At 37.2% G+C, this 16,626-nt stretch carries 12 protein-coding genes and 2 pseudogenes; 4 read left to right on the top strand and 10 right to left on the bottom strand.

The window, feature by feature from the left end; translation table 11 throughout:
• Positions 1–784: 784 nt before the first annotated feature.
• From lpdA to QSG86_RS08345, 5 genes and pseudogenes are all read right to left on the bottom strand, one after another.
• Positions 785–2,185 carry a dihydrolipoyl dehydrogenase gene (gene lpdA / locus QSG86_RS08360; RefSeq protein WP_317031065.1) on the bottom strand — a complete coding sequence of 467 codons (1,401 nt, stop codon included), beginning with the start codon at positions 2,183–2,185 and terminating at the stop codon, positions 785–787.
• A gap of 11 nt (positions 2,186–2,196) precedes the next feature.
• Positions 2,197–2,880 (bottom strand): annotated as a pseudogene (locus QSG86_RS16665) (dihydrolipoamide acetyltransferase family protein); the annotation flags it as partial.
• Between the two features lie 77 nt (positions 2,881–2,957).
• Positions 2,958–3,783, bottom strand: a pseudogene (locus QSG86_RS16660) (E3 binding domain-containing protein); the annotation flags it as partial.
• Between the two features lies 1 nt (position 3,784).
• Positions 3,785–4,804 (bottom strand): alpha-ketoacid dehydrogenase subunit beta, encoded by a 1,020-nt coding sequence (locus QSG86_RS08350; protein ID WP_317031063.1) that lies wholly within the window; start codon positions 4,802–4,804, stop codon positions 3,785–3,787.
• 15 nt (positions 4,805–4,819) lie between these two features.
• Positions 4,820–5,782: a thiamine pyrophosphate-dependent dehydrogenase E1 component subunit alpha gene (locus QSG86_RS08345; RefSeq protein WP_317031062.1), complete on the bottom strand. Its 963-nt coding sequence runs from the start codon at positions 5,780–5,782 to the stop codon at positions 4,820–4,822.
• Between the two features lie 361 nt (positions 5,783–6,143).
• Here QSG86_RS08345 and lipA point away from each other — a divergent pair, with 361 nt between their 5' ends.
• From lipA to QSG86_RS08330, 3 genes are all read left to right on the top strand, one after another.
• The gene (gene lipA, locus QSG86_RS08340) at positions 6,144–7,151 is read left to right on the top strand and encodes a lipoyl synthase (protein ID WP_317031061.1); all 1,008 of its coding nucleotides are present in this window, start codon (positions 6,144–6,146) and stop codon (positions 7,149–7,151) included.
• A gap of 218 nt (positions 7,152–7,369) precedes the next feature.
• Positions 7,370–8,473 carry a transcriptional regulator gene (locus tag QSG86_RS08335; protein ID WP_317031060.1) on the top strand — a complete coding sequence of 368 codons (1,104 nt, stop codon included), beginning with the start codon at positions 7,370–7,372 and terminating at the stop codon, positions 8,471–8,473.
• A gap of 366 nt (positions 8,474–8,839) precedes the next feature.
• Positions 8,840–10,048 (top strand): benzoate/H(+) symporter BenE family transporter, encoded by a 1,209-nt coding sequence (locus QSG86_RS08330; protein WP_317031059.1) that lies wholly within the window; start codon positions 8,840–8,842, stop codon positions 10,046–10,048.
• A gap of 184 nt (positions 10,049–10,232) precedes the next feature.
• Here the strand turns inward: QSG86_RS08330 and QSG86_RS08325 are convergent, their stop codons facing one another.
• The 3 genes from QSG86_RS08325 to QSG86_RS08315 form a co-directional block, all read right to left on the bottom strand.
• Positions 10,233–10,949, bottom strand: a complete 717-nt coding sequence (locus QSG86_RS08325; RefSeq protein ID WP_317031058.1) for an LrgB family protein — start codon at positions 10,947–10,949, stop codon at positions 10,233–10,235.
• Entirely contained in the window at positions 10,946–11,281 is a 336-nt protein-coding gene (locus QSG86_RS08320) for a CidA/LrgA family protein (protein WP_410487519.1), read from the bottom strand. Before QSG86_RS08320 ends, QSG86_RS08325 begins: the two co-directional genes overlap by 4 nt.
• Positions 11,282–11,639: 358 nt before the next feature.
• Positions 11,640–12,437: a hypothetical protein gene (locus QSG86_RS08315; protein ID WP_317031056.1), complete on the bottom strand. Its 798-nt coding sequence runs from the start codon at positions 12,435–12,437 to the stop codon at positions 11,640–11,642.
• Between the two features lie 489 nt (positions 12,438–12,926).
• On the opposite strand from QSG86_RS08315, the gene QSG86_RS08310 reads away from it, so the two are divergent.
• Positions 12,927–14,333 carry a PLP-dependent aminotransferase family protein gene (locus QSG86_RS08310; RefSeq protein WP_317031055.1) on the top strand — a complete coding sequence of 469 codons (1,407 nt, stop codon included), beginning with the start codon at positions 12,927–12,929 and terminating at the stop codon, positions 14,331–14,333.
• Between the two features lie 237 nt (positions 14,334–14,570).
• On the opposite strand, the gene QSG86_RS08305 is transcribed toward QSG86_RS08310, so the two are convergent.
• Together QSG86_RS08305 and QSG86_RS08300 are read right to left on the bottom strand one after the other, a co-directional pair.
• On the bottom strand, positions 14,571–15,956 hold the full coding sequence (locus QSG86_RS08305; protein WP_317031054.1) for an ATP-binding protein: 1,386 nt from the start codon (positions 15,954–15,956) through the stop codon (positions 14,571–14,573).
• Entirely contained in the window at positions 15,956–16,618 is a 663-nt protein-coding gene (locus tag QSG86_RS08300) for a response regulator (RefSeq protein WP_317031053.1), read from the bottom strand. The genes QSG86_RS08305 and QSG86_RS08300 overlap by 1 nt, the downstream gene beginning before the upstream one ends.
• Positions 16,619–16,626: the final 8 nt, after the last annotated feature.

Below are 16,626 nucleotides of genomic sequence, written 5' to 3'. Positions count from 1 at the left end.
AACGTGAGTGAAACTCATGACACGGATCTATACGTTATTTTGTTTCATTATTGAATATACTCGATCATCCTTCGAGTCTCGCTGCTGCTATACTTGCTGCTGCTCTATTGATTGTTATTTAATTGGTTTTTAACATTTCATCAGCAGAAATCATCACTTATACATACTATTGACTAAGCGCATAAGCGAATACAAATGACTGACTTGTGTATCATAACAATATAAAATTGATAGACCTCAATGATAATCATTGAGATAAATCACCTACTGCTCATCAATCTTTTGATGACATTATCTGGCTTCTCAGCCGCTATATATTTAATCCTTAATACTGAAAATAAAATCGTGAATATTTTAAATCCAACAGTTCTAATGTCCTCTCAATCGCCACTATTTTCGAGTACCACTTTAAATATTCTTTCAGGTACCAATTTTCAATCTGATTATGGGAAATAGCTTGTGCTCGACATAAACTAAAATGATTGCTTTTTATACGAAATCGCAACACATCTGATATTCATGAAATGATTATTTAAAAAATACAGATGGAATCACGATGATGTGATCTCTTTTGATTTTTTGATAAAGTAAAAAAATTGTCATCGATTTGTACAGCATCCTATACTCTCCAACAACACGATGTGGCAATATCATGAATTGCTTAAAATTAAGTTGGGATGACTCAAGATAACAGCGATTATTAAAATTTAAGTAATATTGAACATACAAAAACAATTGATCCGCCTTAGCTTGGCGGATCAATAATTCAATTAAATTGAATGGTTTAAATATGAATTGCACGTTGTAGTGCCGCCAGAATTGACTCATGCATAGCTTCAGATAAGGTAGGATGTGGAAAAACTACCTGAGCAAGACTCTCCTCTGTTGCCTCCAAATATTGAGCAATCGCAAAACCTTGAATTTGCTCAGTCACTTCATGGCCAATCATATGCGCACCTAATAATGCACCACTGTGTTGATCAAAAATAGTTTTAACAAAACCGTGACTTTGTCCAATCGCCAAAGCCTTGCCATTGGCTTGTAAGGAAAATTTCCCCACTTCAATTTTAAAACCTGCTGCTCGGGCTTTTTGTTCTGTTAAACCAATACTGGCCACTTGAGGATGAGTAAAAATACAGGCTGGTATATGAGTCCGGTCTAAAGCCTGAACATTGGCAATTCCAGCAATCTTCTCTACACATAGCATGGCTTCATGACTTGCTTTATGTGCCAGACAAGGTGCACCAGCAACATCGCCAATCGCATAAACGCCAGCAACATTAGTTTTACAATAATCATCAATTTTAATAAAACCATTTTCCAACTCAATACCCAGTTTTTCTAAACCAAGATTGTGCAGATTCGGTTGAATTCCAATTGCTGAAAGTACTTTCTCAACGCAAATCACCTGCTTACCTGTTGCAGTGATCAGATGACAATGTATTTTCCCTGCCTCAATTTCAATTTTTTCCACTTTTGTCTGGGTTAAAACTGTCATCCCCTGCTGTTGAAATTGTGTTTGCAGATAATGTGCAATCTCTGCATCTTCATGCGGCAAGATTTGTGCTGCAATATCGACCAAGGTCACTTGGCAACCTAACTCTTGATATAAACTCGCAAACTCACAGCCAATCGCACCAGACCCTATCACTAACAGAGATTGAGGACACTGGCTTGGTGTTAATGCTTCTTTATAACTCCATACAGCATCGCCATCTATAGGAACATTGGCTAAATTTGCAGCTTTTGCTCCTGTTGCAACAATAATATGTGGTGCAGCAATATAATATTTTTCTCCTTGAGCAGCAGTTAACTCCAACTTGGTTTTTGCAATAAACTCGGCTCTTGCTGAAAAGACAGTCACATGATTCTTTTTCAATAACTGCCCAATACCTTGTACCAATTGTTGGGATACCTGACGACTATGTTGTACCAGTTGTTGAATATCAAAATGGAGTCCAGTAAAAGAAAAGCCCAAATGTGATGCCTGCTTAAACTGTTGTGCCAATGCAGCCCCATTTAATAACGCTTTAGTGGGAATACAGCCCCAATTTAAACAAATGCCACCAAGATGTTTTTCTTCAACAATCGCCGTTTTTAATCCTAACTGGGCTGCCCGAATGGCTGCAACATAACCACCAGGACCCGCACCAATGACAATAAGATCAAATTTTTGTTCTAACATAATCAATCCCCCTACAGCAAAATCAAGGTAGGATTTTCAACAAACTGTTTTAATGCGGCTAAAAATTTTGCACCTAAAGCACCATCAATAACACGATGATCACATGATAAAGTGGCCGTCATCATTTGACGAATCACCATCTGATCCTGCTCGACCACCACACGCGGCTCTACTGTCCCTAGGGCTAAAATTGCACCTTGCGGCGGATTAATAATGGCATCAAACTGTTGAATACCCAGCATACCTAGATTGGAAATACTAAAACTCCCCCCTTGAAATTCATCAATAGCCAATCTACCTGTTTTAGCACGCGTAGCCAAATCACGCATTTCCTGTGAAATTTGTGCTAAAGATTTACTATTTGCAGCTTTAATAATCGGTGTAATCAAGCCATTATCAATCGCAACAGCTACAGCAATATCTGCCTGATCAAACTGTAAAATTTGTTGTTGCTGTTCATCAAACTGCACATTAACTTGAGGAACTTTCATCAATGCTGCTGCGACTGCCTTGATTAACACATCGTTAATTGAGAGTTTAAGCTGAGGCACTGTAGTATTAATTTGCTGTCGCAAGATCTGTATGGCATCAAGCTTTAAATCTAAACTCAAACGAAAATGTGGTGCATTACGTTTAGCTGCCTGTAAGCGTGAAGCAATCGCTTTACGCATGCTATTCATTGCAATCGTTGTAACGGCTGGTGCTACCGCCACATTACTTGGTGTATTGTGATGAACGGCTTCTGCCTGATGCTGACCGATCTGTGCATGTTGACGATGATATACCGCTTCAACATCTGCCCGACAGATACGCCCTCTAGAACCAGAGATACGACAATCATGCAGATTAATTCCCCACTGTTTAGCCAAACGGCGAGCCACAGGGGTCGCAGCAAGATGCTGGTCATCTGCCGTAGACTGTAATATTTTAGTACCGATATGCTTCTGCTGTTGTTTAGGCACCGGCCATTGACCACCAGCTTGTTCTACCGCCTGTTGTAAATCGGCTACACTGATACGGCCTTGTCGTCCAGAACCAGAAATTAAAGCTAAGTTCAAATTATATTGACGTGCTAATTTTAGGGCATGCGGTGTAATGAATAAATCATCTTGTGGCTGATATCCTTGCAATGAAAGCGGAATCAGATCATCTGAGGCAACAACAGCAGATGATCCGCTACAGATGCTCGGTTGTGGTGCTATTCGAGACGATTGATCTGTGATGACCTGCTGCGATTGCTGTTCAAGCACTGTTGATGTTACGATCTCAGTGGCCAGTACAGTCTCGCTCTCTGGCGTGGCAACTTTGCCAGTCAAAGACTGGGCAAACATTTCAATCTCCTCATCAGATACGCCAGCATCTGCACACAGTGCAATGACGCCGCCCACTTGTAAGGTATCACCATTTTTAGCAATAATTTTACGTAATATACCGGGAAAAGGTGCCTCTAGCACATTGACAATTTTGGTGGTTTCAATTTCACAAATTTCTTGGCCTTTATCAAATTGTGTACCTTCCTCAATCAACCATTGGGCGATGGTACCCTCTTCCATGGATAATCCCCATTTTGGGATTTCTAAGGTTTTAATTTCGCTCATCCTAAGCCTCCAATGTTTTACGTACAGCCTGTTCAATACGCGCTACACTTGGTAACCATTCTTTTTCAAGTACAGGTGAAAATGGCACAGGTGAATGAGGGGGTGTAACCAACTCGATTGGTGCTTTAAGAAAATAAAAACCTTTCTGTGCAATTAAGGCCGCAACGTCATGCCCAAAGCCACAACGTGCAGCAGATTCATCCACAATCACCACTCGACCTGTCGAGGCCACAGATTCCAGAATACCTTCTTCATCTAATGGTGAAATTGTGCGTGGATCTACCACCTCAACAGAAATACCCTCTTTTGCCAATTTATCTGCAACTTCATTGGCACGATGTACCATTAAACTGAGGGCAATAATGGTAACATCTGTTCCTTCACGGGTATAATTTGCAATACCAAATGGAATGGTATAGGCATGATCAGGAACTTCACCTTTAATGTCATACAATAATTTATGTTCACAAAAGACCACAGGATCATCATCGCGAATCGCCTGAATCAATAATCCTTTCACATCATAAGCACTTGAGGGGACAACCACCTTTAAGCCAGGTACCGCAGCAAAAACATTGTATGGCGACTGTGAATGCTGCGCTGCAGCAGAAAATCCAGCACCAATCATGCCACGTACGACCAAAGGAGCTTTGGCTTTACCACCAAACATATAACGAAATTTTGCAGCTTGGTTATACAGCATGTCATGACAGACGCCATAAAAATCCATAAACATTAAATCTGCGACAGGTCGTAAGCCAGTTGCAGCAGCACCAGCTGCCATACCAATAATCGCTGACTCTGTAATCGGTGTATCAATCACACGTTCAGAGCCAAATTCTGTCCAAAGACCTTTAGTAACCCCGAGTACTCCCCCAAAACCTTCGAGTTTATTATCATCGGTATTTTTACCGCCATGTCCTCCTCGTACATCCTCACCCACAACAATCACTGTAGGATCACGGCGCATTTCAGATTCAATGGCTTCTTTAATTGCATTACGATAACTTTTATTTGGCATTGCTTTACTATTCCTTTAGTAAGAGACATAAACATCGGTAACCAGTTGCGATAATTCTGGATAAGCTGCAGCACGTGCCTTGGCAACAGCAGCATCCACATGTGCTTTCGACTCGACATCAATCGCATCTAACTTGGCTTCATCTATTTGGCCGCGTACTTTTTCACGGAAAATTTTTAATGGATCATGATGTTCTTTGACATAATCCAACTCTTCTTTAGAGCGAATCAAACCTGGATCACCTTCAAAATGACCATAAAAACGGTTGGTGATGGTTTCAATCACGCTGGGACCCTCTCCACAACGTGCGCGTGTAATGGCTTTATGTGCAGCTTCATATACTGCAAAAAAATCAGTCCCATCCACCTTTTCAGCAGGCATACCAAAAGCTGCTGCACGACCTGCAATATCTTTGCTACCTACTGCATAATCATGTGCTGTACCTTCACCAAAACCATTATTTTCAAATACAAAAATGACGGGTAATTTCAATACTACAGCCATGTTCATCGCTTCAAAAGTTAAGCCCTGATTCGAGCCACCATCTCCTGTAAATGATAAACCGACCCCTCCTGTTTTTAAGGTTTTTGCTGTTAACGCAGCACCAATTGCTAATGGCGGTCCACCACCGACAATACCATTGGCGCCTAACATACCTTTATCTAGATCGGCAATATGCATTGAACCGCCTTTACCTCGGCATAAACCATCATCCTTACCAAAAATTTCTAACATCATGCTGTCTATATCACAGCCTTTGGCAATACAATGACCATGTCCGCGATGTGTTGACGTAATAAAATCTTGGTCGGTCAAATTTTCACAAATTCCAACAGCAACAGCCTCTTCACCACTATAAAGATGGATAAATCCTGGAATGTCACCGGTATTATTTTCGTCGTGAAGTCGATCCTCAAATTCACGAATATCACGCATTCGTTTGTATGCTGCGAGCAATTGCGCTTCGGTTAATTGCATATATTTATTCCTTCATATTTATGCTTAAAATAAATAAAAAAACCATATTTAAAAAATAATGGTATTTAAACATCCGTATCTTTATATAAAAATATTTTCAATAAATTTTATATTAGACTAAAAAAAATATATTGAAAAAATGATCATTAAGCGATTAAAAACAAATGGTTGCAATGCAAAAATATTTGTAAATTTTTTATTATTTTCAAAATCTTAGAGAAACAAACCTTTAACCAACCTTTGTTTTGTAATATTAACATTTTGCAATTTTTATTATGTTTTATGAGAAATTAAATATAAATGACAATTTAAATAAAAATGTCATTTTATCTAAAATTATTTAATTAAATGGACAATTTAAATGGATTTAAAAACATCGCCTTTTATCGGTCATAAATTATCTGGTGCAGATAAACTTGCAGCTATTCCAGTGAAAATGACCAGTGGACAAAAACATAGCAAGCCAGAATGGATACGAAGCAGAATCAATCATCCTGAGGAAATTCAGTATATACAGCAGTTATTACGCCAACAGAAACTACATCGCGTTTGTGAAGAAGCGACCTGTACAAACTTGCCACAATGCTTTGGTCAGGGTACCGCCACCTTTATGATTATGGGCAATATTTGTACCCGTCGATGCCTATTTTGCAATGTGACACATGGCCAACCTAAACCATTAGATCCACAAGAACCTGAACATTTAGCTGAAACAGTAAAAAATTTAAACTTATCCTACGTGGTGATTACATCCGTTGACCGTGATGATCTTGCCGATGGTGGTGCTCAGCATTTTGCTCATTGTATTACCGCCATTCGTCAATCTAGTCCCAACACCTTAATTGAAATTTTGGTTCCTGATTTTAGAGGAAGATTAGAGCTGGCTTTAAATATTTTGCGCCATACACCACCCGATGTATTTAATCATAATATTGAAACTGTACCACGACTATATCGTGCTCTACGTCCAGGGTCTGATTATCAACACGCTTTACAACTATTACACAAGTTTAAAAGCGATTGTCCAGAGATCGCAACAAAGTGTGGTCTGATGGTTGGATTGGGTGAGATTGAAGCTGAAGTTTTGGCATTATTGAATGACTTGAAAGATCATCAAATCGATTATGTTACGATTGGTCAATATGTACAGCCTTCTGTGTCACATACCCCGATACAACGCGTTGTCTCACTTAAAGAGTTTGAACATTATCAATCACATGGAAAACTATTAGGCTTTAAAAATATTTGGAGTGCACCAATGGTACGTTCGAGTTATTTTGCACAGCGTCAATATCAAGGGGAACCTGTTCCCCAGCCTTTTAAACGTGATCATGTTAAACGCTCAATTGATCTAAATCAGTCCATCTAAATCGACTAAAAGCAATAACGTTATGTAACATTGATGGAGAAAAAATTAATTTAAAATCGAATCATAATATTTTAAAGTGAAGCATAAAAGATCAGTGAAGCTTATTTTGCAATACAAGTGAAGGATCAATCATTTAAAGCAAATGATCACGCGATCTTAGGTTATATTTATACTCAATATACAGTCTTCATGGCGCTGCCATCATAAAGGAATATGATATGAAGCTATTGAATCAATTTGAGAATCCTTATTCTCACTTACAAACTACACATTTTTTTAATTTAGAAGCCGTTACTGCTGCACCTTTATTAACTTTAACCACAACAGCAGAACCTTCTCTTTTTCATCGTGCGATTCAACATCGTTATGCCGATCTACTTAAAATAGCCCAAGACGCGGAAATGGCCATGGGTATTACCGATCATCATGGTACTTTGCTCTGGACATGGAGTAGTCATTGTATGCGTTCATCTGCAGAACAAGTACACTTTATCGAAGGTGGTCACTGGTCTACACAGGCAGTAGGAACCAATGCGATTGGTTTGGCCTTAAATAATCATCGTTCAAGTTGTGTTTATTCACATGAAAATCAGATGAATAGCGTACAAGATTGGGTCTGTTACGCGACTCCGATTATTGATCCAATATCTGGACAATTTCATGGGATCATGAACTTATCGACCAAATATAAAAAACATACCGCTTTGGGCGTACTGGCTGCTGAACGCTGTGCAACATTGGTGCAACAGGCGATTCAATTTGAACAAAATAATATACTATATATCAAGGCCTTTGGTACTCCAATGGTACAGTTTAATCAACAAACCTTAACCTTAACACAACGGCAAATTGAGATTCTTTGTATTTTAAGCCTGCATCCAGACGGTATCGCCTTAGATCAACTACATCATGCGCTGTATGGTGATCGTGATGTCAGTGAAAAAACCTTAAAAGCCGAATTATCACAACTGAGAACACGTTTACCACATTGCATTTTATCGCGTCCTTATCAACTGACTTGCGAAGTACAAACCGATTTTATTCGTGCAGAACAATCATTACATGCAGGCTTTCTGGCCAGTACATTTTCATTGTATAAAGGTCGTTTTTTAGCCAAGTCAGAAAGCCCTTTTTTAAGTACTTGGCGAGAATGTTTTGATGCCCGTTTAAGCTATCTCATTTATCAAATGAAGGATATTGATCAGTTATTTCGTCTCATTAGCAAACTTCCTGAACGTATTGATGCAGCCCAGCGCTTATTAGAGTTACTTCCTGATGGGCATCCCCATCGTCATTTTTGCTTAAAATTATTACATTCTTAAAACTTAATAATCTGTTTTATTTCAGCTATTTTTGCTCTTCACAACCATAACTGCCGGTCAAGATTGTTATATTATCGATGATCGCAAATTTTTCTGCTCAAATATCAAGATAAAACAGTATTTAAAAAAACCTTGCCATATTTGACAAGGTTTTGTAGCAATAAATCAATTCATAGCGCTTGATCCTGTTTTAACAATTATTATTCCACGTGCATATATCACTCTAGAGTTAAACGGCATCATCTGACATACATCATCACGGATACTGGTACTTTAAAAAATAATCAAACTGTCTCTTATGACCCAACCACTATAAAAATACACTGGATCTCTTCTTGGCTTGTTTAATTTATAGAGGTAAGGTTTATGTCTGTTAAACGTTCATCTTTTCAATATTATTTCAATGACTTACTACCTCCAATATTGGCAGGTTTAATTTCTGTTATTGTCAATTATGGTGGAACGTTTATTTTAATTTTTCAAGCTGCACAAATTGCCAATCTTAGCCCAGAACTCACCGCATCATGGGTATGGTCGATTTCAATTGGTGTAGGCATTACAGGCATACTGCTCAGCTACTATCGACGTGAACCTATTATTACCGCTTGGTCTACGCCTGCGGCCGCATTTCTGATGACGGCACTGGCCACTGTTCCCTATAATCAGGCGATTGGCGCCTATCTACTCTCTGCATTGGCTTTTGTGATTTTAGGGATTACAGGTTATTTTGAAAAAATTATCCGATGGATTCCGATGGGTATTGCATCTGGTTTATTGGCTGGAATTCTATTGCAATTTGGTATTTCAGCTTTTACCAATATCAATATCGATCCTCTTTTGGCCATAGTACTGTTTTTTATTTATCTCATTAGTAAACGGTTTTCTCCAAGATACGCGATTGTCAGTGTTTTAATCTGTGGTTTCATTATCTTAATATGGCAATCAAAAATCAATTTTTCAGGACTTGAACTTAAAGTCGCAGCACCTGTTTTAACTGTACCTGATTTTTCTTTACATGCATTATTCAGTATTGCCCTACCTTTATTTTTAATTACCTTAACAGGACAATATATACCCGGTTTATTGGTATTAAAAAATGATGGTTTTAAAACCAATGCCAAACCGATTCTGACAGTCACAGGTTTAGGTTCTTTTTTAATGGCACCATTTGGATCACATGCCTTTAATTTGGCAGCCATTACTGCGGCAATTTGTACAGGTCAAGAATCTCACCAAAATCCGTCCAAACGTTGGATCGCGGGTATCGCTGCTGGCATATTTTATATTATTGTTGGAATTTTTGGTGTTACACTTGCGACGATATTTTCCGCTTTTCCAGCAACATTTATCAGTACTTTGGCTGGCTTGGCATTACTATCCACCATTGCTGGAAGTCTTTATCAAGCGATGAGTCATAGCGATAGTCGTGAAGCTGCTTTGATTACTTTTCTAGCAACAGCTGCCAATATCCAATTCTTAAATATTGGTGGGGCATTTTGGGGATTAGTACTCGGTTTGCTGTCTTATTTTATACTCAATGGAAAACTGAGCTACTCTCGATCAAACTGCAAATGAGTGCTGTGATATATGATATTAACGTATAACTGCATTTCATTGTCGATGCTTCAAGTGAAAGCTGTGTATATACTTAATATACTTTATCCAGCAAATATGTTTAATCGCGATTTAATCAAAATTTGACACAGATCATCATAGCGGATCACATTGATTGACAAGATATTTTTGAACCATGTGATGATCAATACCCTGAATATATTAATTCATAACAAAACTTAATCAGTGTAATCAATAGTGGTGCGAACAATACCATCATCATCCCTGAAATAATCATGGAAAGACTGGCGATCACACCTTCTAGTTGACTGCGTTGTCTTGCCCGTGCGACACCCATCGCATGTGCAGCATTACCAAATGCAGCACCATAAGAAATCCGATTTTTAAAATTTGTCCAACCTAGAATTAAATCGCCCAATAGCATACCAATTAAACCAGTAATAACAGTAAATAAAGGCATAAGACTGCTTGATCCTCCCATTTTTTCAGTCAGAACCAAAGCAAAAGGAATCGAAATGGATCGTGCCAGCAAACTATTTTTAACAATTTGATCAAGATTAAACATCGTTGCCAAAATCCAAGTGCTCAATATACTCACGAACATTGCCATCGCTGAACTTAAGACCAATACTTTAAAATGCTGTTGAATCATCTGTCGATAACGAAATACAGGAATAGCAAATGCAATGGTAACTGGACCTAACATGGTGACCAAGTATTGGCTATAACGATAATAGTCATCAAAGCGATGATGCATGATGAAAAGCATGGCAATGCTTAAGACGGGTACCACAATAATGGGAGATAAATAAATCCGCTGAGTTCGTATAAAAAGCTTTTTAGCTGCCAAATAGCAGATTAGCGTCCAAAATAAATAGAAAATACCCCACACATCTATCATGTGTTTGCATCCTCAGCTAAAAAATATCGGACCATCCATACTGAAGTGATCATTACCATTACTGTACTGAACAGGATCACCACAATAATTTTCCAACCACTGAGCAATAAAAGTTGTTGATATTGAATTACGCCAACCACAGGTGGAATAAAAAACAATAATAATTCAGCGAGTAAGACATCTGCACCTTGTTCAATCTGCTGAAGCTTTAATCTATTCGTCCACAAGAGCAATAATAAAATAAAAAAACCGAGCACGCCTGGGGCAATCGGCAAATGTAAAAACATTTGTAGCAAATAGGCAAAACCCCAGATCATCATAATCAGCATCATCTGCTGAAATTTAATAGTGATCTGCTGAATACTTGATTTGGACAGCACTTAATGAATATCCATATAGAGATGTTGTTTAAGATCTGGCTTAGCACAATCGTGAATGGCTGCAATAGCAACGATTTGAGCCAACTGTTTTGCTTTAATGAGTTGATCAAATACAGTCAAACCGAATCTCGCCAACTAGTACTGCGTTTGATCACAAAACTGTATGATGTCTTGATTCAAGGAGATTTGATCAAAATCTAGATATACAAACATTTCCATCATCCACTTATGCAATCCATATAAATAAATCAAGTAGCTCAGATCGATAATAATATGATCGATTAGATGCAACATGTCATTATGTCTTTATTTAGCTCATCTCATGTTGCAGACGGGTCTGCATATACTCTGCATATACCGATAATTTTTCATAAATATGTTCTGCATAAAACATATCATCCACTAAATGTTTGGCTTGTTGATGATTATAGACACCATAACACATCAGTAATTGTCCATTGAGTTTTGAAAATTTTTCACACAATGCAGTATATTGATCATCCTTGGTTTTAAATAATAATTGACGCATATTTAAATTCGTGACTTCCATTATCTGATCATGTGGATCCGTTTGAATATAACGAATCACGACTTTAAAAAATGCTTCTATTTCTGTTATTACTGCTCTATTTAGCTGGATATCAGTCACTAAAAAAATCTGTGATACATCTGCGCGACTTAAGGCTACAATTAGGGAATAATAAAAAAAATCAATCTCTTCTAATGCATCATCATTTAAATCTAAATACAGATTCAATGCAGATAAAACCTGATCTATTTTAATATATTGTTTTTTTTCAGCGGGGTAATAGCGACCTAAGATATCTATAACAGCAGATGTGGCAGGGGTATGATAAATCACCGTATGATTTAAGTTTGCAAGAATAAAAGGTGCAAATAAAAAAGCCAAATTAGCGTGTTTAGACTGAATACTTGACTGTGCAATATATTGTACTTTAGATGTTGAAAATTCACGCAAAACTTTAGCTCGCAACAACATTGCTTCTAAATTCACATAACGCTGCTCAAACATTTTTTGCAATTGACTTGAAATACCCTGTTGTTCAACTAACGCTCTAATTTTATTTAATTGTGCTGTGATAAACATCACTTTACCTTTAAAGTAGAATCTTTCATTTTTTTATTATCAATTGATTTTAAATGAATCACTAGCTACAAAAAAGCGCCAAAAAACTATAACAAGATTTAATTAAAGAATTTCTTTGTTATATTTTATTGAATATTTTTCGCTATCTTTCCATATGAGTTACGTAGCGAGCAACATCAATGAGATGGGGCTGTTTACTGTTGCATCCAGAATGAAAAATGCTTCCACATAAAAAATTATATGATCAATATCAATTTCATATCGTGGTTTATTGGCTTATGATCACTTAAATATTTAGCATTCGCCATGATTACAAGATTTTTTAGCCTGCTATTGTTTTTTACTTGTCGATAAAATCAGCCATCATCTACGGCTAAATCATGGTTTAAAATTGCAATCAATGTTACTGTGTTAATCAGCAATCATATCAATGCAATATGGATAATATTCACCATATTTCGTCTCGTGAATCAATATGAATCATCGGTTATGTATAAATCTGAACAGCTCGCACACAGTCTAAAGCATCTGATTGCAAATGGGACATGGAAAGCCCATGAAAAATTACCATCTCTACGTCAGCAAGCTGAAATTTCAGGATTTAGCCTAATTACAGTGATGCATGCTTACCAAGAACTGGAAGCACAAGGTTTGATTTATGCCAAAGAAAAATTAGGTTACTTTGTTGCTGAAGATCCACATAGCTTAGCGATTGCGAAAACAGTTCTTGTCAATGAGAAAATCGAAATTAATTCGACCGTTTTTCGTTATTTAAAATCAATTCAATCTGAAAATATAATTCCCTTTGGGATTGCATTTCCAAACAGCCAACTGCTCTACTCTCCCAAACTGATGCTCACTTTGGCACAACGCGCCAAACATCGTTTAAGTTATGAACAGGCACCAAGTCTACCGCCAGGCAATTTTGAACTGCGAAAATTAATTGCACAGCGCTATTGTATGCAAGGTATTGCGACTGATCCTTCTGATATTGTCATTACTGCAGGTGGATTAGATGCACTTAATTTAGCCTTACAAACCTTAACCCAACCTGGTGACTATATTCTGTTACAAGAGACTATTTTTTATGGTGCTTGGCAGGCAACAGAACACTTTGGTCTAAAGGTAATTACCATTCCAGAGCATCCTGAACATGGCTTAGATCTAGAAGCATTTAAAAATGCCATTAACAACTATCCGATTAAGGTATGCTTGTTGATGTTAAATAGTCATAATCCAATTGGATTTACGGTCAGTGATGACATCAAATTACAATTGGCAAAACTATTACAGCAGCATCATATTTATTTAATTGAAGATGATGTCTATGAAGAGCTTTATTTTGATCATAAAAAGCCTTTATCTATGAAATATTTTGATCAGCAAAATTTAGTTTTTCACTGCTCTTCATTTTCAAAAACCTTAGGCGCTAGCTTTCGTATTGGTTGGGTATATGCAGGAAAATTTTCTGAAAATATTCAACATTTACAGCTGATGAGTACCGTATCTGTGAATTGCTTTATTCAAAATTCACTGGCAGATTATCTATCACACCGTTATTATGAAAAACATTTAAAAAATTTACGCAATAGCTTAAAACGAATCAAAAATCAATATTATCAGTATCTTAAAAAAAACCTCCCCAATACCTGTAGCATCCATTATTATCCTTCAGGTTATTTTCTATGGATTACATTGGCAGAGTATATGGACAGTAATGTCATTTATCAGACAATGTTGCAACATCAAATTAGCGTTGCTTCTGGTGGATTATTTTATCGCACGGAAAAAACACCACATCATCTGCGAATCAATTGTTCTTTCGAACTGACAGCGGATACACAGCATGCGCTAAATCAATTAATTCAATATCTCATTCAATATGAGCAAAAATAGTATAGTGACGAATTTTAACTGTAATCCATAGACGTTTTTGAATCAACGAATCATCAAAAAAATATGGCTTGATCTAGATTTGATTTGATGATCGATTTTAATCAACAAAGTGGCTTGAGCACTACGATACTGGGACCATCATCCTGAATCATAGCCAAGTATAAAAATGAGAATAAACATGTAGCAATGTCGATGCATCAATAACAATCATCAGCTTGTTTACCATACACAAAAAAATTAAATGCATAAACAAAATCTAATCTTAATCACGATACCCTGTTGATTTTCTGGTATAAAAATCTCTATTTTTCCAGAATATAAATCCACAATTTGCTTTACAATAGATAAGCCAAGACCACTTCCTATAATCTCACTTTGTTGATGAATCCGATAAAAGCGTTGAAATACCAGAGGAATCTGCGCTTCTTCAATACCAATACCATTGTCTTCAACATTGATAAAAGCATAGCCATTCTCACTTCCACAACTGATTTTAATCATGGCAGGACGAATTTGACTACGATAGATAATCGCATTTTCTAATATATTTCTCAGCATAATCTCTAGCTGATCAGGTTGTGCCCAAACCGGGGCTGATTGTAATTCCAGTTGTAAATCAATCTTGGCTTGATGTAACTGAAAATCCATCATTTTCAATGTACCATGAATAATATTAACCAAATCAATCTTAGATTTTGTCTGAGCAGCATTCGGTTCAAGACGAGCCAATGTCAGTAATTGCGCGATCATACGAGATGCTTTATCCACCCCCGTAATAATGTCTTGAACAGCTTCTTGTGATTCTTCGCGGGAACGTGCATTTTGTAAAACTTGTGCATGTAAGCGGATTGCTGCAAGTGGGGTACGTAATTCATGTGCAGCATTAGATGTAAAGCGTTTTTCTCGTTGAATACTCTCTGCAATTTCACTGAGTAAGATATTTAAGGAACTAACCAAAGGTTTAATTTCTTTGGGTACCACAGGATGGATCGGCTCTAAATGATCAATTGATTGTTTTTCTAAGTTTTGGCTAATGCTATATACTGCAGATAAATGGCTGCGAATTGTCCGAACAATCAACCAAGATAAAAGTGGTAAAAATATGGCGGATATCAAGATCAAAAATAATAGCATTTCTTTTTGAATATCTTGACGAATATTCCAAACCTGCGCAATTTGCACTTGAATGGTATGGGTACTGTCCCAGACAGCATAACTACGATAGGTTTTACCCTGTATATTTATCCAACCAAAATTTTCATGTTGAACTAAAGGTTGCGTTGATACGCCGACAGAGCGGTAAATTAATTGTCCATCACGATGCCAAATCTGGAAAATAATTTGATCATAATGTTCACCTTGAGCTTTTTCAATTGCAGTATGATTCGGCACTGTGTCATTGAGTGTACTTAAGGTGGTTGACAATAAAGCATGTGCCGTTTCAGCTAAGGATTTATCAAAAATGTTATTGGCGGTATTTTGCATCCCCCAATAAATACACCCCAAACTTCCTATCCATACACTGGTAGTAATCACCAGCAAAATCACCGAAAGGCGCTGTGTCAATGAATAGCTATGAATTTTTTCTGTTGTAGATTTTTTTATATTTAACTTATCTTTCATTAATTTGGCTTATCCATGATATAACCAAAACCCTGTACGGTCCGTACAATATCTTTACCCAACTTACGGCGTAAATTATGGATATGGACTTGAACTACATTACTGCTTACATTGGTATCATAGGTATAAAATGAGTTTTCAATGTTTTCACAAGAAATAACGCGACCACGATTCAATATCAGTAATTCAAGTAAGTGAAATTCTTTATAGGTCAATTCCACTTCAATCTCATTTAGAAAAACCTGTTTATTGGCTTTATTGATCTGAATATTCCCGATTTGAATTTGATCATTCATCTCACCTGAAATCCGTCGCAATACGGCCTGCATTCGTGCCACCACTTCATGCAGATCATAAGGTTTCACTACAAAATCATCAGCACCAGCATCTAAGCCAACAATACGATCTTCAATTTGATCTTGTGCAGTCAGGATAATAATCCCTACCATATTTTTTTTACGTCGCAGATATCTTAAAATCTCAATTCCATTACGATCTGGTAGGCCTAAGTCGAGTAATACAAAATGGTAGTGGTAGCTCGCCAAGAAGTGATATGCTTGCTCTGCCGTGCCTGCGATATCAACCACAAAATTCACTTGATCTAAACCACGTGCTGTCGCCTTGGCCAGTAATGCATCATCTTCTACCAATAAAACTCTCATATCCAACC

It is taken from the genome of Acinetobacter sp. SAAs474 (assembly GCF_032823475.1).
Taxonomy (GTDB): domain Bacteria; phylum Pseudomonadota; class Gammaproteobacteria; order Pseudomonadales; family Moraxellaceae; genus Acinetobacter.
This window is presented reverse-complemented; position numbering and strand designations above follow the sequence as displayed.